Source organism: Micromonospora inyonensis (genome assembly GCF_900091415.1).
Lineage (GTDB): Bacteria > Actinomycetota > Actinomycetes > Mycobacteriales > Micromonosporaceae > Micromonospora > Micromonospora inyonensis.
The window spans coordinates 2,771,354-2,788,640 of record NZ_FMHU01000002.1; the positions used below are offsets into that span (position 1 = coordinate 2,771,354).

Annotated in this window: 18 protein-coding genes; 3 read left to right on the forward strand and 15 right to left on the reverse strand. The window is 72.5% G+C overall.

All coding sequences use genetic code 11. The features are described from left to right. Nucleotides 1–5: 5 nt before the first annotated feature. The 11 genes from rpoZ to pyrR form a co-directional block, all read right to left on the reverse strand. Nucleotides 6–269, reverse strand: coding sequence for a DNA-directed RNA polymerase subunit omega (gene rpoZ, locus GA0074694_RS26660; protein ID WP_091462737.1), 264 nt, complete (start codon nucleotides 267–269; stop codon nucleotides 6–8). 49 nt (nucleotides 270–318) lie between these two features. After that, the gene (locus tag GA0074694_RS26665; protein ID WP_091462738.1) at nucleotides 319–852 is read right to left on the reverse strand and encodes a nucleoside/nucleotide kinase family protein; all 534 of its coding nucleotides are present in this window, start codon (nucleotides 850–852) and stop codon (nucleotides 319–321) included. Nucleotides 853–877: 25 nt separating this feature from the next. Further along, nucleotides 878–1,195 carry an integration host factor, actinobacterial type gene (gene mihF / locus GA0074694_RS26670; RefSeq protein ID WP_091462739.1) on the reverse strand — a complete coding sequence of 106 codons (318 nt, stop codon included), beginning with the start codon at nucleotides 1,193–1,195 and terminating at the stop codon, nucleotides 878–880. A gap of 149 nt (nucleotides 1,196–1,344) precedes the next feature. Further along, nucleotides 1,345–2,211 (reverse strand): orotidine-5'-phosphate decarboxylase, encoded by an 867-nt coding sequence (gene pyrF / locus GA0074694_RS26675; RefSeq protein ID WP_091462740.1) that lies wholly within the window; start codon nucleotides 2,209–2,211, stop codon nucleotides 1,345–1,347. An 80-nt stretch (nucleotides 2,212–2,291) separates the two neighbouring features. Then, entirely contained in the window at nucleotides 2,292–3,566 is a 1,275-nt protein-coding gene (locus GA0074694_RS26680; RefSeq protein ID WP_091462741.1) for an adenosylmethionine--8-amino-7-oxononanoate transaminase, read from the reverse strand. Between the two features lie 126 nt (nucleotides 3,567–3,692). Further along, a complete protein-coding gene (locus GA0074694_RS26685; RefSeq protein ID WP_091462742.1) occupies nucleotides 3,693–4,733 on the reverse strand; it encodes a quinone-dependent dihydroorotate dehydrogenase in 1,041 nt (346 codons plus the stop codon). A gap of 25 nt (nucleotides 4,734–4,758) precedes the next feature. Further along, complete coding sequence (carB, locus tag GA0074694_RS26690; protein ID WP_091462743.1) at nucleotides 4,759–8,106, reverse strand: carbamoyl-phosphate synthase large subunit; 3,348 nt, start codon at nucleotides 8,104–8,106, stop codon at nucleotides 4,759–4,761. After that, on the reverse strand, nucleotides 8,099–9,274 hold the full coding sequence (carA, locus tag GA0074694_RS26695) for a glutamine-hydrolyzing carbamoyl-phosphate synthase small subunit (RefSeq protein ID WP_091462744.1): 1,176 nt from the start codon (nucleotides 9,272–9,274) through the stop codon (nucleotides 8,099–8,101). Before carA ends, carB begins: the two co-directional genes overlap by 8 nt. Beyond that, nucleotides 9,274–10,551 (reverse strand): dihydroorotase, encoded by a 1,278-nt coding sequence (locus tag GA0074694_RS26700; RefSeq protein WP_091462745.1) that lies wholly within the window; start codon nucleotides 10,549–10,551, stop codon nucleotides 9,274–9,276. Before GA0074694_RS26700 ends, carA begins: the two co-directional genes overlap by 1 nt. Beyond that, nucleotides 10,548–11,474 carry an aspartate carbamoyltransferase catalytic subunit gene (locus GA0074694_RS26705; protein ID WP_091462746.1) on the reverse strand — a complete coding sequence of 309 codons (927 nt, stop codon included), beginning with the start codon at nucleotides 11,472–11,474 and terminating at the stop codon, nucleotides 10,548–10,550. Before GA0074694_RS26705 ends, GA0074694_RS26700 begins: the two co-directional genes overlap by 4 nt. Beyond that, on the reverse strand, nucleotides 11,471–12,055 hold the full coding sequence (gene pyrR, locus GA0074694_RS26710; RefSeq protein WP_091462747.1) for a bifunctional pyr operon transcriptional regulator/uracil phosphoribosyltransferase PyrR: 585 nt from the start codon (nucleotides 12,053–12,055) through the stop codon (nucleotides 11,471–11,473). Before pyrR ends, GA0074694_RS26705 begins: the two co-directional genes overlap by 4 nt. Nucleotides 12,056–12,342: 287 nt before the next feature. Here pyrR and bldD point away from each other — a divergent pair, with 287 nt between their 5' ends. Continuing rightward, complete coding sequence (gene bldD, locus GA0074694_RS26715; protein WP_018253136.1) at nucleotides 12,343–12,831, forward strand: transcriptional regulator BldD; 489 nt, start codon at nucleotides 12,343–12,345, stop codon at nucleotides 12,829–12,831. Nucleotides 12,832–12,943: 112 nt separating this feature from the next. Here the strand turns inward: bldD and nusB are convergent, their stop codons facing one another. The 4 genes from nusB to aroB all read right to left on the reverse strand — a co-directional run bounded on the left by nusB (nucleotide 12,944) and on the right by aroB (nucleotide 15,816). Beyond that, entirely contained in the window at nucleotides 12,944–13,354 is a 411-nt protein-coding gene (gene nusB, locus GA0074694_RS26720; RefSeq protein WP_176738201.1) for a transcription antitermination factor NusB, read from the reverse strand. Between the two features lie 23 nt (nucleotides 13,355–13,377). After that, on the reverse strand, nucleotides 13,378–13,935 hold the full coding sequence (gene efp, locus GA0074694_RS26725) for an elongation factor P (RefSeq protein ID WP_091462749.1): 558 nt from the start codon (nucleotides 13,933–13,935) through the stop codon (nucleotides 13,378–13,380). 373 nt (nucleotides 13,936–14,308) lie between these two features. After that, a complete protein-coding gene (gene aroQ / locus GA0074694_RS26730; protein WP_091462750.1) occupies nucleotides 14,309–14,740 on the reverse strand; it encodes a type II 3-dehydroquinate dehydratase in 432 nt (143 codons plus the stop codon). Beyond that, nucleotides 14,737–15,816, reverse strand: a complete 1,080-nt coding sequence (gene aroB, locus GA0074694_RS26735) for a 3-dehydroquinate synthase (protein ID WP_091462751.1) — start codon at nucleotides 15,814–15,816, stop codon at nucleotides 14,737–14,739. The genes aroQ and aroB overlap by 4 nt, the downstream gene beginning before the upstream one ends. A gap of 140 nt (nucleotides 15,817–15,956) precedes the next feature. Between aroB and GA0074694_RS26740 the strand changes: the two genes are divergently transcribed. Then, nucleotides 15,957–16,472, forward strand: coding sequence for a DUF2243 domain-containing protein (locus GA0074694_RS26740; RefSeq protein ID WP_091462752.1), 516 nt, complete (start codon nucleotides 15,957–15,959; stop codon nucleotides 16,470–16,472). Continuing rightward, nucleotides 16,469–17,284 (forward strand): cytochrome c oxidase assembly protein, encoded by an 816-nt coding sequence (locus tag GA0074694_RS26745; RefSeq protein ID WP_245714922.1) that lies wholly within the window; start codon nucleotides 16,469–16,471, stop codon nucleotides 17,282–17,284. Before GA0074694_RS26740 ends, GA0074694_RS26745 begins: the two co-directional genes overlap by 4 nt. The last annotated feature ends 3 nt before the right edge of the window (nucleotides 17,285–17,287 follow it).

Consider the following 17,287-nt stretch of genomic DNA (forward strand, 5'->3'; position numbering starts at 1 on the left):
GTGGGTTACGGCTGGTCGGTCGGCTCGGCGGTGAGCAGACCGGCGTTGATCTCGCGCATCGCGATCGAGAGGGGCTTCTCCTGCGGGGTGGTCTCCACGAGCGGGCCGACGTACTCCAGCAGGCCCTCACCGAGCTGGCTGTAGTAGGCGTTGACCTGGCGGGCGCGCTTGGCGGCGAAGATCACCAGCGCGTACTTCGAGGAGGTCTTCTCCAGCAGCTCGTCGATCGGCGGGTTGGTGATGCCCTCGGGGTTGGCGATGGATCCCACGAATTTGAACCTCTGCGTCTGAGTGGACCGGCCGCGGCGCGGCGGGCGGTCAACCGCGCGGTCGCGGCTGGACCGGTGCCGGAAAGGACGAACCGAGCAATCCTACCAGCTCGGCCACGACCCGTTCGAGCAGGTCGTGCCGGAGGGTCAGCTCGAACGTGGCTGCGGTCCGCGCGTCGGGACGGAAGCCGGGCGGGGCCAGCAGGACCAGTCGGGCGTCCGGTTCGACCTCGCGGACGCGCAACGCGCCGTCCGGGTCGATCGGGAGGAGGACCGGACGCCCGGCGAGGAGCCGGGCCCGTACCGGGCGGCGCGGTGTCCCCCGCCGGTACGGTCCGACCCGGCTCCACTCGAGCAGTCGCCCCTCGGCGACCAGGCGCTCGAATCCGGCCGGGTCCAGGAAGATCCGGTCCACCCCGTGCAGTTCGTGCCCGCGACGCGGCCGGGTGGTGGCCGGTACGGGCGTCCACGTCGCCGGGAAACGCGCCCGGACCGCCTCGACCACACTGGCCCGACCGGCCCCGGAGGGGCCGGCCAGGACAGTGAGCCGAGCCGCCGGGCGCGTCTCGTCAGCCGTGCTCACCGCTTGTTTGTACCCGAATCACGGGTCAGTTCCCGGCGAACTCTCCAAGCAGAGCCTTGCGCTGCTGGTCACCGAGGCCACGCAGCCGGCGGCTGTCGGCGATCTTGAGCTTCTCCATGATCTGGTTCGCCCGGATCTTGCCGATGCCCGGCATGGCCTGGAGGACGGCCGAGACCTTCAGCTTGCCCACGACGTCGTCGGACTCGGCCCGCTCGAGGACGGAGGCGAGGGTGGTCTTGCCCTGCTTGAGCTGCTCCTTCAGCTCAGCACGGGCCTTGCGGATCTCCGCGGCCTTCTCCAGCGCGGCCGCGCGCTGCTCAGGGGTAAGTGACGGGAGCGGCACCAGTTCTCCTCAGGTCCCTATCGCGGCGGGCGGGACGCACCGCCGCTTCTGTGAAACGTGGTGTCGCTGGAAACCAAAGGGGTCCGTGGTTCCCAGCGCCGGGAAAACTAGCGGTCAGCGGAGCTTTCGGCAACGTGGACGCGCGCTCGTCACCCCGTGGTGACCGACCCGTCAGTCAGTTTCGCCGCGTCCAGGACCCGTCGACAGTCGGTCAGAACCTGTTCGGTCGCCGCCCGCAGAGCGTCCGGATCGGGACCGGCGGAGAGCACCTGACGGGAGTACGACGGAAGCACCGCAGAGAGTGCGGAACCGAAGACGGTACGCAGATCCGCCGCCGTGCCGCCCTGCGCGCCGAGCCCCGGAGCGAGCAGCGGTCCGCCCACCCGGGAGAGGTCGTGACCGGTGTCGCCGACCGTCGCCCCGACCACCAGACCGATGCTGCCGAGCGGCTCCGCACCGGCGTTGAGCTGGGAAATCTCATCGACGACAGCCTGCGCGACGGTTCGCCCGTCAGCGCCCCGCGCGCGCTGCACCGCACTGCCCTCCGGGTTGGAGGTCAGCGCCAGCACGAAGACGCCGCCGCCGTGCCGGGCCGCCGTGTCGAACATCGGGGCCAGCGAACCTACTCCCAGGTAGGGGCTCGCCGTCATCGCATCGACATACAGCGGACTGGATGGATTGAGGTACGCGTCGGCGTACGCGGCGACGGTCGACCCGATGTCGCCACGCTTGACGTCGAGAAGAACGAGCGCGCCGGCTTCCCGCAACTGTCGGATAGTTGACTCAAGCACGGCCACGCCCCGGGAGCCGTACCGCTCGAAGAAGGCCGACTGGGGCTTGACCACCGCAACCCGGTCACCGAGGGCTTCCGTGACGGTCCGGGTGAACCGGTCAAGGCCCGAGACGTCGTCCGGCAGGCCCCAGCGGGCCAGCAGGCCCGGGTGCGGGTCGATTCCCACACAGAGCGGCCCGCGTTCCCGCATCGCCCGGTGCAGCCGGGCTCCGAAACTCTCCATCTGCTCTCTCCCTCTCGTGTCCCGCCCTGCGGCCACCCACCGGGCCGTCGGGCCTCCGGTGTCCACTGCGGACGGTGGCGTCAGCCCGCCGCCACCGCGGCGGCGATACCCGCGGTTATCCGGACCAGGTCCGCGTCGTCGGTCAGGTAGGGCGGCATGGTGTAGACCAGGTCGCGGAACGGCCGCAGCCAGACCCCCTCCGCGACCGCGGCCGCGGTCGCCGCCGGCAGGTCCACCTCGTGGTCGAGCTGCACCACGCCGATCGCGCCGAGCACCCGGACGTCCCGCACCCCGACCGCGCCCCGCAACGGTGCCAGACCGGTCCGTAACGCCCGTTCCACCCTGGACACCTCGGTGGCCCAGTCTCCGGCCCGCAGCAGCCCGATGGAGGCGTTCGCGACGGCACAGGCGAGCGGGTTGCCCATGAACGTCGGGCCGTGCGCCAGCACCCCGTCGGCGGAGATGCCCCGGGCGATCTCGGCGGTGCAGAGCGCGGCGGCCAGGCTCAGGTAGCCACCGGTGAGCGCCTTGCCCACGCAGAGCACATCCGGGGCGATCCCGGCGTGCTCGGCGGCGAACATCGTCCCGGTCCGGCCGAAGCCGGTGGCGATCTCGTCGAAGACGAGCAGGATCCCGTGGGCGCGGGTCACCTCGCGCAGCACCCGCAGGTAGTGCGGGTGGTGGAAACGCATCCCGCCGGCCCCCTGCACCACCGGCTCGACGATCACCGCCGCCAGCTCGTGCGCGTGCCGCTCGACCGCGTCGACCAGCGCCGCCTCGTACGCCGGGTCGACCGGGCCGTCGAAGCCGCCCGGCGGGGCCGGGGCGAAGACCTGACGGGGCAGCACGTCGGCCCAGAGATGGTGCATACCCCCCTCCGGGTCGCAGACGCTCATCGGGTGGAAGGTGTCCCCGTGGTAGCCGCCCCGCCAGGTGCCGAGCCGGTGTCGTTGCGGTCGGCCGGTGGCCCGCTGGTACTGCAGGCACATCTTGACCGCGACCTCGACGGCGACCGATCCGGAGTCGCAGAGGAAGACCCGTTCCAGGCCGGGTGGGGCCAGTTCGACCAGGGTGCCCGCCAGCCGGACGGCCGGCTCGTGGGTCAGCCCGCCGAACATCACGTGGCTCATCCGGCCGAGCTGGTCGACCACCGCCGCGTCGAGCACCGGGTGCCGGTAGCCGTGGATGGCCGCCCACCAGGACGACATCCCGTCGACCAGCTCCCGCCCGTCGGCCAGGCACAGCCGCACCCCCCGCGCGCTCCGGACCACGTACGGCGGCACGGCCGGCGGCAGCGGCGCGTACGGGTGCCACACGTGTTCCCGGTCCCCCGCCAGGATCTCCTCGGGCGTCACGGCCCTGTCCGCCTCTCCGGCTTCTCGCCTCGTGCCCCCGCCGGTGGATCCACCGGCACCCGTCGTCCTGTCGGTCCACCGTGCCGGGCCCCGGACCACCCGCCCGGCAAGGTGGTCGGCACGCGGCTAGACCGTCCGGGCCGCGCCGCGGTCCGCCCGGGCGACGGCCCGGACGGCGGCGCGCACCAGGGCCGGGCCGCGGTAGATGAAGCCCGTGTAGAGCTGCACCAGGCTCGCCCCCGCGTCGACCATCCGGGCCGCGTCGTCCGGATCGACGATGCCGCCAACCCCGACCACCGGCAGCCGGCCGCCGGTCTCCCGGTGCACGAAGGCGACCACCTCGCGCGCCCGGGCGGCGAGCGGACGGCCGGAGAGCCCACCGGTCTCCGCCCCCCGGGCACGGTCGCCCGGGGCCAGCCCGTCGCGGGCCAGCGTGGTGTTGGTGGCGATCACCCCGGCCGCGCCCCGGTCCAGGCACACCTCCAGCAGTTCGGCGACGGCCGGCTCGGTCAGGTCCGGGGCGATCTTCACCAGCACGGGCTTCTCCCCCACCAGGGCGGCGAGCAGCGCGTCGAGGTGCTCCCGGTCCTGGAGGGCCCGCAGGCCCGGGGTGTTCGGCGAGGAGACGTTGACCGCGAAGTAGTCGCCGTGGTCCCGCAGCGCCCGGTAGGAGGCGAGGTAGTCCTCCACCGCCTCCGCCAGCGGGGTCACCTTGGACTTGCCGAGCGAGATGCCCAGCGGTACGCCGAGCGGGCGGGGCAGCGCGGCCAGGCGGGCGGCGAGCGCCCCGGCCCCGGCGTTGTTGAAGCCCATCCGGTTGACCACCGCCTCGCTGTCATGCAACCGGAACAACCGGGGCCGGGGGTTGCCCGGCTGTGGGCGGGCGGTCACCGTGCCGACCTCGACGAACCCGAAGCCCAGCGCCGGCCAGGCCGGCAGCGCCACCCCGTTCTTGTCCATGCCGGCGGCCAGCCCGACCGGGTTCGGGAACCGGACGCCGAAGACGGTGCGCGGCGCGGACACCGCGTACCGCGACCGCACCCCGGCGAGCAGGGCCGGCCGCCCGGCCAGTGCGGTGAGCCGCCGCAACGTCCACTCGTGCGCCGTCTCGGCGTCGCCGCCCCCGATCCGGAACAGCCCCGGCCGCACCACCCGCTCGAACATCACGCGGTCGCCTCCCGCCGGTCGGCGGTCATTCCGCGGCCCGCAGGGCGGCGTGGAGTTCCTGGAGGGGACGGACGGTCATGTCGCCCCGGATCCGCGCCTCGATGCCCATCACGGCCGCGGCCGCGCCGGGGACGGTGGTGATGCAGGGGATGTCGGCGGTGACCGCCGCGCTGCGGATCTCGTACCCGTCGGAACGGGCGCTCGCCCCGGAGCCCTGCGGCGTGTTGATCACCAACGCCACCTCGCCGCCCAGGATCAGCGACACCGCGTCCTCCCCGGCACCGGCCTCGTAGTGCTTACGGATCTGCTCGCACGCGATGCCGTACCGGCGCAGCACCTCGGCCGTGCCGGTGGTCGCCAGGATCTCGAAGCCCAGGTCGGCCAGGCGCTTCACCGGGAAGATCATCCCGCGCTTGTCCCGGTTCGCCACCGAGACGAAGATCCGGCCGGAGGTGGGCAGCGAGCCGTACGCGGCGGACTGGCTCTTGGCGAAGGCGTGCCCGAACGAGGTGTCGATGCCCATCACCTCGCCGGTGGACTTCATCTCCGGGCCGAGCAGCGAGTCCACGCCCTTCCCGGTGGGGGTGCGGAACCGCTTGAACGGCAGCACCGCCTCCTTCACCGCGATCGGGGCGTCCGGCGGCAGCGTGCCCCCGTCACCGGAGGCCGGCAGCAGGCCCTCGGCGCGCAGTTCCGCGATGGTCGCCCCGAGCGCGATGCGGGCCGCCGCCTTGGCCAGCGGCACCGCCGTGGCCTTGGAGACGAACGGCACGGTCCGCGAGGCGCGCGGGTTCGCCTCCAGGACGTAGAGCACGTCGTCCTTGAGGGCGTACTGCACGTTGAGCAGGCCCCGCACCCCGACACCCCGGGCGATCGCCTCGGTGTACCGGCGGACCTGCGTCAGGTGCGAACCGGCCAGGGTGATCGGCGGCAGCGCGCAGGACGAGTCGCCGGAGTGGATGCCGGCCTCCTCGATGTGCTCCATCACGCCGCCGAGGTAGACCTCGCCGTCGGCGTCGCAGAGCGCGTCCACGTCGATCTCGATCGCGTCGTCGAGGAAGTGGTCCACCAGGACCGGGTGGTCCGGGGAGATGTCGGTGGCCCGGCCGATGTAGTCGCGCAGCGTCGGGTCGTCGTAGACGATCTCCATGCCCCGGCCGCCGAGCACGTACGAGGGCCGGACCAGCACCGGGTAGCCGATCTCGTCGGCGATCGCCTTCGCCTCCTCGTACGAGGTGGCGGTGCCGTGCGCGGGCGCGCGCAGACCGGCCCGGGCCAGCACCGCGCCGAACGCGCCCCGCTCCTCGGCGAGGTGGATGGACTCCGGGGAGGTGCCGACCACCGGTACCCCGGCGTTCTTGAGCCGCTGCGCCAGCCCCAGCGGCGTCTGCCCGCCCAACTGGACGACCATGCCGACCACACCCGGCCCGCCGGCCGCTCTCCCGGAGGTGTCCTCGGCGTGCCAGACCTCCAGCACGTCCTCGAAGGTGAGCGGCTCGAAGTAGAGCCGGTCGGCGGTGTCGTAGTCGGTGGAGACGGTCTCCGGGTTGCAGTTGACCATGACCGTCTCGTAGCCGGCCGCCCGCAGCGCCATCACCGCGTGCACGCAGGAGTAGTCGAACTCGATGCCCTGGCCGATCCGGTTCGGCCCGGAGCCCAGGATCAGCACCTTCGGCCGGTCCGAGCCGACCACCTCGGTCTCGGAGTCGTAGGAGGAGTAGTGGTACGGCGTGGTCGCGGCGAACTCGGCCGCGCAGGTGTCCACGGTCTTGTAGACCGGCCGGACGTCGAGGCGGTGCCGCAGGGTGCGTACGCCGTCCTCGGCGGCCAGTTCGGGCCGGAGTGCGGCGAGCTGCCGGTCGGAGAGCCCGGCCCGCTTGGCCCGGCGCAGCAGGTCCCCCTCGAGCACCGGAGCGGCGACGATCTCGGCGCGCAGCTCGACCAGGGCGCAGATCTGGTCCAGGAACCACGGGTCGATGCCGCCGGAGGCCGTCGTGACCTCGGCGATCGACGCGCCGAGGCGCAGCGCCCGTTCGACGGTGTAGAGCCGCCCGTCGTGCGGCATCCGCAACGCGGCGAGGGTGTTCTCCTTCGTCGCGTCGGCCGGGTCGGGCAGGGTCCAGAACCCGGCTTCCTTCGTCTCCATCGAGCGCATCGCCTTGTTCAGCGCCTCGGTGAAGTTCCGGCCGAGGCTCATCGCCTCGCCGACCGACTTCATCGTGGTGGTCAGCTCCCGGTCCGCGCCGGGGAACTTCTCGAAGGCGAACCGGGGGATCTTCACCACGACGTAGTCGAGGGCCGGCTCGAACGCCGCCGGGGTCTTGCGCGTGATGTCGTTGGGGATCTCGTCCAGGGTGTAGCCGATGGCGAGCTTCGCGGCGATCTTCGCGATCGGGAAACCGGTCGCCTTGGAGGCGAGCGCGGACGACCGGGACACCCGGGGGTTCATCTCGATGACGACGATCCGCCCGTCGGCCGGGTTCACCGCGAACTGGATGTTGCAGCCGCCGGTGTCCACGCCGACCTCACGCAGCACCGCGATGCCGAGGTCACGCAGGCGCTGGTACTCCCGGTCGGTCAGGGTCATCGCCGGGGCGACGGTGACGCTGTCGCCGGTGTGCACGCCCATCGGGTCGACGTTCTCGATCGAGCAGACCACCACCACGTTGTCGTGCCGGTCCCGCATGAGTTCGAGTTCGTACTCCTTCCAGCCGAGCACGCTCTCCTCGATGAGCACCTCGTGCACCGGGCTGGCGGCCAGCCCGGCCCCGGCGATGCGCTCCAGGTCCTCGCCGGTGTGCGCCATACCGGAGCCGAGGCCGCCCATGGTGAACGACGGCCGGATCACCACCGGCAGGCCCAGCTCGGCGGCCGTGTCCCGGACCTCGTCCATGGAGTGGCAGACCCGCGAGCGGGGCACCAACGCGGACGGGTCGGCGAAGCCGAGGCGAACCCCGGCCTTGGCGACGATGTCCTTGAACAACTGCCGGTCCTCACCGCGCCGGATCGCCTCGATGTTCGCGCCGATCAGCTCGACGCCGTACTTGTCGAGGACACCCGCCTCGTGCAGGGCCACCGCGGTGTTCAGCGCGGTCTGCCCGCCCAGGGTGGGCAGCAGGGCGTCCGGGCGCTCCTTGGCGATGACCAGCTCCACGAACTCCGGCGTGATCGGCTCGACGTAGGTGGCGTCGGCGAACTCCGGGTCGGTCATGATGGTCGCCGGGTTGGAGTTGACCAGGCTGACCCGGATCCCCTCGCCGCGCAGCACCCGGCAGGCCTGGGTGCCGGAGTAGTCGAACTCGCAGGCCTGGCCGATGACGATCGGCCCGGAGCCGATCACCAGGATGTGCTTGAGGTCGGTCCGCTTAGGCATTCTTCCCGCCTCCACTGTGCTTCCGGTCGGAGCCGCGGCCCTCGATCAGTTCCGCGAAGCGGTCGAAGAGGTAGTCCGCGTCGTGCGGACCGGCCGCCGCCTCCGGGTGGTACTGGACGGTGAACGCGGGCACGTCCTTCGCCCGCAGGCCCTCGACTACGTTGTCGTTGAGGCAGACGTGACTGACCTCGACACCACCGAACTCGGTGTCGACGATCCGGTCCGGGACCACGGCCCCCGGCTCGGCTCCGGGGAACTGCACCGCGAAGCCGTGGTTGTGGCTGGTCACCTCGACCTTGCCGGTGGCGCGGTCCAGCACCGGCTGGTTGATGCCCCGGTGGCCGTACCCGAGTTTGTAGGTGCCGAACCCGAGCGCCCGGCCGAGCAGCTGACTGCCGAAGCAGATGCCGAACAGGGGCACCCGGCGGCGCAGCACCTCGCGGGCCAGGGCCACCGGGACGTCGGCGGTGGCCGGGTCGCCGGGGCCGGGCGAGAGGAAGACCGCGTCCGCGCCGGTGGCCAGCACCTCCTCGATGGTCGAGGAGGCCGGCAGCACGTGGGTGGTGACGCCCCGCGCGGCGAGCCGACGCGGCACGTTGCGCTTGATGCCCAGATCGAGCGCGGCGACGGTGAACCGGTGCTCGCCCTGGGCCGGGACCACGTACGGCTCGGCGGTGGTCACCTCGGCGGAGAGGTCCGCGCCGACCATCGGCGGCGTCTGGCGGACCCGGGCCAGCAGGGCGCGGGGGTCGTCGGAGACACTGGAGACGCCGACCCGCATCGCGCCGCGCTCGCGCAGGTGCCGGGTGAGCGCCCGGGTGTCCACCCCGCTGATACCGACCACGCCCTCGGCTTCCAGGCGCTCCTCCAGCCCGCCGGTGGACCGCCAGTTCGAGGCGGTCCGGGCCGGGTCGCGGACCACGTACCCGGCGACCCAGATCCGGCCCGACTCGTCGTCGTCGCCGTTGACCCCGGTGTTGCCGATGTGCGGGGCGGTCTGCACCACCACCTGCCGGTGGTAGGAGGGGTCGGTCAGGGTCTCCTGGTAGCCGGTCATGCCGGTGGTGAAGACCGCCTCGCCGAAGGTCTCGCCGACGCTACCGTACGCCTCGCCGTGGAACGTGCGCCCGTCCTCGAGGACCAGGATCGCGGGCCTGTGTTGGGACATTATTTGACAGCCTTTCCGTCCAGGACCGTCGGCTCGCCGCGCAGGAAGGTCGCCACGATGCGACCGGGCAGCGTCATGCGGGCGTACGGGGTGTTGCGACTACGGCTGGCCAGGTCCGCCGGCTCGATCACGCGTCGGGCGGCCGGGTCGACCAGGGTGAGGTTCGCCGGCACGCCCGCGGCCGGGTCGAGACCGTGGCCGTCCAGGCCGGCGATGCGCGCCGGGGTCCGGGACATCCGCTCGGCGATCAGGTGCCACTCCGGGCCGAGCACGTCGAGCACGATCGACAGCGCCGTCTCCAGTCCGAGCATGCCCGGCCGGGCGTACGCCCACTCGCACTCCTTGTCCTCCACCGCGTGCGGGGCGTGGTCGGTGGCAACGATGTCGATCACGCCCTCGACCAGGGCCGCCCGCAGGGCGGCGATGTCGGTGGCGGTGCGCAGCGGCGGGTTGACCTTGTAGACCGGGTCGTACGTCTCGGCGCGGGCGTCGGTGAGCAGCAGGTGGTGCGGGGTGACCTCGGCGGTGACCCGGACTCCGCGCGCCTTGGCCTGGCGCAGCACCTCGACGCTGCCGGCCGTCGAGACGTGGCAGACGTGCAGCCGACCGCCGACGTGCTCGGTGAGCAGCACGTCCCGGGCGATGATCGCCTCCTCGGCGACCGCCGGCCAGCCGGTCAGCCCGAGCCGGGTGGAGACCTCGCCCTCGTGCATCTGGGCGCCCTCGGTGAGCCGGGGCTCCTCGGCGTGCTGGGCGATGATCCCGTCGAACGCCTTGACGTACTCCAGCGCCCGGCGCATCAGCTTCGGATCCGCGACGCAGTGCCCGTCGTCGGAGAAGATCCGCACCCGGGCCGCCGAGTCGGCCATCGCGCCCAGCTCCGCCAGGCGCTCGCCGGCCAGGCCGACGGTGACCGCGCCGATCGGCTGGACGTCGACCAGCCCGGCCTCCCGGCCGAGTCGCCAGACCTGCTCGACCACGCCGGCGGTGTCGGCGACCGGGGAGGTGTTCGCCATCGCACAGACCGCGGTGTAGCCGCCGAGGGCCGCCGCACGGGAGCCGGTCTCGACCGTCTCGGCGTCCTCCCGGCCCGGCTCGCGCAGGTGGGTGTGCAGGTCGACCAGCCCGGGAAGAGCGACGAGGCCGTCCGCGTCGAGCACGGTGGCGCCCGGCGCGGACAGGCCCCGGCCGGTCTCGGCCACGACGCCGTCGCGCACCAGCAGGTCGGTGGGGGCGCCGCCGACGACGCTGACCCCCTTGATCAGGTACGTGGTCACTGGTTGTTCCCCCCGAGCAGCAGGTAGAGGACGGCCATCCGGACGGAGACCCCGTTGGTGACCTGTTCGACGATGGTGGAGCGGGGTGAGTCGGCCACCTCGGGCGTGATCTCCATGCCCCGGTTCATCGGGCCGGGGTGCATGACGATCGCGTGCTCCGGCAGGCGGCGCATGCGGGGGCCGTCGAGGCCGTAGCGGCGGGCGTACTCGCGGGCCGAGGGGAAGTAGGAGTCGGTCATCCGCTCCCGCTGCACCCGCAGCATCATCACCACGTCCGCCCCGGGCAGCACGGCGTCGAGGTCGTACGAGACGTCGGTACCGGGTGCGAGGGCCGCCGCGATGTCCACCGGGATGAGGGTCGGCGGCCCGACCAGGGTCACCTTCGCGCCGAGGGTGGACAGCAGCAGGACGTTGGAGCGGGCCACCCGGCTGTGCAGCACGTCCCCGACCACGGCGACGTGCAGGCCGGCGATCCGACCCAGCCGGGAGCGCATCGTGTACGCGTCCAGCAGCGCCTGGGTGGGGTGCTCGTGGGTGCCGTCCCCGGCGTTGACCACACTGCCGTCGACCCAGTTCGCCAGCCGGTGCGGGGCACCGGAGGCCGGGTGGCGGACCACCACCGCGTCCGCCCCCATCGCCTGGAGGGTGAGGGCGGTGTCCTTCAGGCTCTCGCCCTTGGCGACGCTGGACCCCTTCGCCGAGAAGTTGATCACATCGGCGCTGAGCCGCTTCGCCGCGGCCTCGAAGGAGATCCGGGTCCGGGTGGAGTCCTCGTAGAAGAGGTTGACCACGGTCCGGCCACGCAGGGCCGGCAGTTTCTTGACCTCCCGACCGGCCACGGTGGCCATCTGGGCGGCGGTGTCCAGGACCAGGGTGGCGGTGGACGCGTCCAGGTCCGCGCCGGAGAGCAGGTGCCGGATCATGAGGGGGTACCCCCGTAGAGCTTGACCTCGTCGGTGCCGTCCACCTCGGCGAGGGTGACCCGCACGCTCTCGGCGAGCGCGGTCGGGATGTTCTTGCCGACGTAGTCGGCCCGGATGGGCAGTTCCCGGTGTCCCCGGTCGACCAGGACGGCGAGTTGCACGGAGGCGGGGCGGCCGACGTCGTTGAGCGCGTCCAGGGCGGCCCGGACGGTGCGGCCGGAGAAGAGCACGTCGTCGACGAGGACGACCCGCTTGCCGTCGATGCCGCCGGGCGGCACCTCGGTCGGGCCGACCGCCCGGACGGCGTGCCGGCGCAGGTCGTCGCGGTAGAGGGTGATGTCGAGCACACCGACCGGTACAGCGACGTCCTCGAAGGCGCTGATCCGGGCGGCGAGCCGGCGGGCCAACGGCGCTCCCCGGGTCGGGATGCCGAGCAGGACGGTGTCGGCGGCGCCCTGGGTCTTCTCCAGGATCTGGTGGGCGATGCGGTCGACCACGCGCTGCACGTCAGCGCTGGCGAGGATCACCTTTACCGAGGGTTGCCTCGGCACCGGGGATCGGGCAGCCGACGGGTAGGCCACGGCGGACCTCCTTCCCCGCCTCACGGGACGGGTCGTTAAAGGACGTCTGACTCCCCCGACACCGGCCGCGAACGGCCCCGGCGGGGGCTTCAGGCCACGTTACCAGTGGTCACCGCTGCCCCGGTCGGGCGGCTGCTGATTGGCAGATCAGTCCCGAAATATGGATGGATCGCCCCCGCGTTGCGAACAGGTGGGTCACGAGCACTTGACCACGTGTCGCAATCCCCGTACCGTCACGCTCCGTAGCGATAGCTGGGAGAACCCCGAGCAGCACTGGGAGTGTCCGAATGCCCTCTGAATACGCCAAGTCGCTGGGCGCCCGCCTGCGCTCCATCCGCCAGCAGCAGGGCCTGTCCCTGCAGGGCGTGGAGGAGAAGTCCAACGGCCGGTGGAAGGCCGTCGTGGTCGGGTCGTACGAGCGTGGTGACCGGGCCGTCACCGTGTCCCGCCTGGCGGAGCTGGCCGACTTCTACCGCGTACCCGTCTCCGAGCTGCTGCCCGACGGCAGCGGCGTCCGGCACGAGCCGACCAGCAAGATCGTGCTGGACCTGGAGCGGCTCTACGACGAGGCGTCGGAGGAGCTGGCGTACGTGGCCCGGTACGCCCGCGCCATCCAGCAGCAGCGCGGTGACTACAACGGCCGCGTGCTCTCGATCCGCGCCGACGACCTGCGGGCCCTGGCCATCGTCTACGATGCCTCGCCCTCCGGGCTGATCGAGCGGCTCAACGAGCACGGTGTGCTGGTCGCCGACCCCCGGGCGTTCTTCGCGTCCTGACAACCGCATCGTGCCCGAGGGGCCCGCGCCGGTCGGCGCGGGCCCCTCGGGCACGTACGGTGTGCGCGACGCCCCGGCGAAACGGCGCGGCGCGGACGGGCTGCCGCGCGGTTCAGCGGCTGGCGTAGTCGGCGATCCGGCCGAGGATGCCGTTGAGGAAGCGCGGCGAGTCGTCGGTCGACATCTGTCGGGCCAGCTCGACGGCCTCGCTGATGGCCACCGCGTCGTCGATGTCGTCGTGGTAGAGCAGCTCGCAGACGGCGATCCGGGCGAGGTTGCGATCGATCACCGGCATCCGCTCCAGCGTCCACCCCTCGGCGTAGCTGGCGATCAGCTCGTCGATCCGGTCGAGGTGCGCCGCCACCCCCTCGACCAGGCTGACGGCGTAGCCGAGGTGCTCCGGGCGGGGCTTCTCGATCCGCTCGATGTAGCCGGCGAGCACCTCCACCGGCGGCCGGCCACGCAGGTCGGCCTCGTAGAGCACGTCCAGTGCCCGCTTACGCGCCTTCCGGCGCGCGGGCATCTGCTGCTTGGGAGCCTCGGCCATCAGGCGCGGCCGAGGTAACGGCCGTCTCGGGTGTCCACCTTGATCTTCTCGCCGGTGGTGATGAAGAGCGGCACCTGCACGGTCGCGCCGGTCTCGACGGTGGCCGGCTTGTTGCCGCCGGTGGAGCGGTCGCCCTGCAGGCCCGGCTCGGTGTAGGTGACCTCGAGCACGACGCTGGTCGCCAGCTCGACGTAGAGCGGCACACCCTCGTGGGTGGCCACGATCGCCTCCGCCTCGGGGAGGAGGTAGTTCGCCGCGTCGCCCACGGTCGCACCGGGGACGGTGATCTGGTCGAACGTCTCCAGGTCCATGAAGACGTAGTCCTCGCCGTCGGCGTAGAGGTACTGCATGGTGCGCTTGTCGACGGTCGCGGTCTCGACCTTGGTGCCCGCGTTGAAGGTCTTGTCGACGACCTTGCCGGAGAGCACGTTCTTCAGCGTGGTGCGGACGAAGGCCCCGCCCTTGCCGGGCTTGACGTGCTGGAACTCCACGACAGCCCAGAGCCCCCCGTCGAGGTTGAGTACCAGGCCGTTCTTGAGGTCGTTGGTGGTGGCCATTTCCTGCCTTGATCATCAATTGGCGGACGGACCTGGCAAGTCTACTAGCTGCGCCGGAGAGCGCCCGTCGCCGTCCGGGCCGATCCGTCGACGCGGTCCGCTCCCCTCGCGGCCGGTCACTCTCCGGCGTCGACAACGCCCCGTCGATGTCACCGGGTCGACGCTGGCTCTGCACCCCGGCACGCGACAACCACGCGGAGTGAGGGGCCCAGCCATCGGCTTCCTCGCGCACGCGGACAAGATCCCAGCTCAGCGCGGTGCGTCCGTGGGTGCAGAGCAAAGGACGGCAGGGCCAGGTCGGACCCGAGGCGAACGACAACCCACCGTGACGACGGCCTCGCAGACACTCAGCGTGACCGTTCGGCGATGGCGTTCAGCCGGAAAGCGTGGCCAGGTGGTGCAGCGCCAGGCGGTAACCGTCCAGGCCCAGGCCGCAGATCACCCCGGTCGCCACCGCCGAGACCACCGAGTGGTGCCGGAACTCCTCCCGGGCGTGGATGTTGGAGATGTGCACCTCGACCAGCGGCCCGCGCAGCATCGCGCAGGCATCCCGCACCGCGATCGAGTAGTGCGACCAGGCCGCCGGGTTGAGCACCACCGCGGCACCCTCGTCGGCGGCGTCGTGCAGCCAACCGATCAGCTCGTGCTCGGCGTCGGTCTGCCGCACCGTCACCTCCAGCCCGAGGTCGGCGCCGGTGCGTTCGCAGAGCGCCACCAGGTCGGCGTAGCCGGTCGCGCCGTAGACGTCGACCTGCCGGGTACCCAGCCGACCCAGGTTCACCCCGTTCAGCACGTACACCCTCACGCCGCCACCCCCTCGCGGAAGGCCGCGTGCAGCAGCTCGTCGTCCGGATCCTCGAGGATCGCCGGGCGGGCCAGTCCGTCGAGCACCACGAACCGCAGCCGGGATCCGCGCGCCTTCTTGTCCACCCGCATCGTGGCGAGCAGGTCCGGCCACGCCGCCGCCGGGTAGCGCGTCGGCAGGCCAAGGGCCGTCACGACCGTGCGGTGCCGCTCGGCGGTCGCCGCGTCCAGCCGACCGGCCAGCCGACCGAGCGTGCCGGCGTAGACCAGCCCGACCGAGACGGCGTGCCCGTGCCGCCAGCGGTAGCCCTCCACCTTCTCGATGGCATGGGCCAGGGTGTGGCCGTAGTTGAGCACCTCCCGGACGCCCGACTCGCGCAGGTCACCGGAGACCACGTCGGCCTTGACCCGGATCGCCCGCTCGATCAGCTCACGGGTCACCGCGCCGGCCGGGTCGGTCGCCGCGGCCGGATCCCGCAGGATCAGGTCCAGGATCACCGGGTCGGCGATGAAACCGCACTTGACCACCTCGGCGAGCCCGGCGGTCAGGTCGACGGCGGGGAGCGTGTCCAGCACGGTCAGGTCACAGAGAACGCCGGCCGGCGGGTGGAACGCGCCGACCAGGTTCTTGCCGGCAGCGGTGTTGATCCCGGTCTTACCGCCCACCGCCGCGTCGACCATCCCGAGCAACGAGGTCGCCACCGGCACCCAGCGCACCCCGCGCAGCCAACTCGCGGCGACGAACCCGGCCAGGTCGGTCACCGCGCCGCCGCCCACCCCGACCACCGCGTCGTTGCGGGTGACGTTCGCCGCTCCCAGCCGGTCCCAGCAGTGGGCGGCCACGTCGATCTGCTTGCCGGCCTCGGCGTCCGGCACCTCCATCGGCAGGGGCTCCACGCCGGCCGCCCGCAGCCGGTCGCCGAGCGCGTCGGCCAACTGTCGCAGCGGCCGGGCGTACAGCACCGCCGCGCGGGTCACGCCGGGAAGCAGGCCGGGCAGCGCCTCCCACAGGCCGCGTCCCACGAGTACGTCGTACGGGCGCTCGCCGCCGACCGGGATCCGGGTCATCTCGTCCATCGCTGCGGAGCCTAGCCGAGCGGCGGTCCGATCCGGCCCGACCGTCCACCTGGTGACCGCATACCGGACAACGGCGTTTAACCCGAGAGGGACCGGGCAGGGCCCGAGCCGGTCCGAATCGACGACGGTGGAGGTCCCGCATGGCAACCCGCACGATCGAGGACGCCGACATCCGGCTTCCCGCCATCCTGCTCGGGGTCGGACTGGGCGGGTTCTTCGACGGCATCCTGCTGCACCAGGTGCTCCAGTGGCACCACATGCTCAGCGCCACCGGCAGCGACAACGCCGGCATCCGGGAGTACCCGGTGGACACCGTCCCCGGCCTGCGGATGAACACCCTCTGGGACGGGATCTTCCACGTGGTGACCTGGGTGGCGGTGCTGGCCGGTCTGGCCCTGCTGCACGCCCGGGTGACCCGCTCCCGGAGCCGGCTGTGGCGCTCCCCCACCCTCTGGGGCTGGGCGCTGGTCGGCTGGGGACTGTTCAACCTGGTGGAGGGGGTCGTCGACCACCACCTGCTCGGCATCCACCACGTCCGGGAGGGCGCGCACCGGCTCTGGTGGGACCTCGGCTTCCTCGCGCTCGGCGCGGTCCTGGTCGCCGGCGGCTGGCTGCTCCAGCGCGGTGGCGACGGGTCGCGGGGCGACCTGCCGTGAACGTCCTGGCCCATGCCGACGGACACACCGCACCGCCCGGCGTGGACCCGACGCTGGTCGTACCGCTGCTGCTGGTCGGGGTCTACCTGGCCGGAGTGGTCCGGCAACACCGCGCCGGCCGGGCCTGGAGCACCTGGCGGACCACGGCGTTCGGGACCGGGACGCTGCTGCTCGGCGTCGGCCTGGCCGTGCCCGCGCACGACCTCGTCGGGCACATGTGGCAGCACCTGCTGCTCGGCATGCTCGCGCCACTGGGGCTGGTGCTCGGGGCCCCCGGGACGCTGGCCCTGCGCGTCGTCGACCGGTCCGTCGGGCGGGCCGCGATCCGCTGGCTGGGCCACCCACTCCCCCGGCTACTCGCCCACCCGGCCACCGGTCTGCTGCTCACCGTCGGTGGACTCTGGGTGCTCTACCTGACCCCGCTCTACCGGGCGAGCCTCGACCAACCGGCGGTGCACCACCTGCTCCAGTTGCACTTCCTGCTCAGCGGATACCTCTTCGCCTGGTCGATCGCCGGCCCGGACCCGGGCCCCCACCGTCCCCGGGTGCCGGTGCGCCTGGTCGTGGTCGGGTTCGCGGTCGCCGGGCACGCCGCCCTCGCCCAACTCCTCTACGCCGGGCTGCTGGTCGACGTCCCGGCCTCCGCCGCCCAGCTGCGGGCCGGTGCGACGGTCATGTACTACGGCGGCGACCTGGCCGAGATCCTGCTGGCGCTGGCGCTGCTGGCCACCTGGCGACCGGAGGCGCGACCCGCCCGCCGGCCCCGCCCGGCGACGGCGGTGCCGGGCGAGCCGGCCGGCACCCACCCGTAGGGG

What these genes read in the sequence shown, in the direction of transcription:
- pyrF (WP_091462740.1), bottom strand. Translation starts at nt 2,211, where the DNA reads ATGGAGAGTTTCGGAGCCCGGCTGCACCGGGCGATGCGGGAACGCGGG.
- carB (WP_091462743.1), bottom strand. Translation starts at nt 8,106, where the DNA reads ATGCCTAAGCGGACCGACCTCAAGCACATCCTGGTGATCGGCTCCGGG.
- carA (WP_091462744.1), bottom strand. Translation starts at nt 9,274, where the DNA reads ATGTCCCAACACAGGCCCGCGATCCTGGTCCTCGAGGACGGGCGCACG.
- GA0074694_RS26705 (WP_091462746.1), bottom strand. Translation starts at nt 11,474, where the DNA reads ATGATCCGGCACCTGCTCTCCGGCGCGGACCTGGACGCGTCCACCGCC.
- bldD (WP_018253136.1), top strand. Translation starts at nt 12,343, where the DNA reads ATGCCCTCTGAATACGCCAAGTCGCTGGGCGCCCGCCTGCGCTCCATC.
- nusB (WP_176738201.1), bottom strand. Translation starts at nt 13,354, where the DNA reads ATGCCCGCGCGCCGGAAGGCGCGTAAGCGGGCACTGGACGTGCTCTAC.
- efp (WP_091462749.1), bottom strand. Translation starts at nt 13,935, where the DNA reads ATGGCCACCACCAACGACCTCAAGAACGGCCTGGTACTCAACCTCGAC.
- aroB (WP_091462751.1), bottom strand. Translation starts at nt 15,816, where the DNA reads ATGGACGAGATGACCCGGATCCCGGTCGGCGGCGAGCGCCCGTACGAC.
- GA0074694_RS26740 (WP_091462752.1), top strand. Translation starts at nt 15,957, where the DNA reads ATGGCAACCCGCACGATCGAGGACGCCGACATCCGGCTTCCCGCCATC.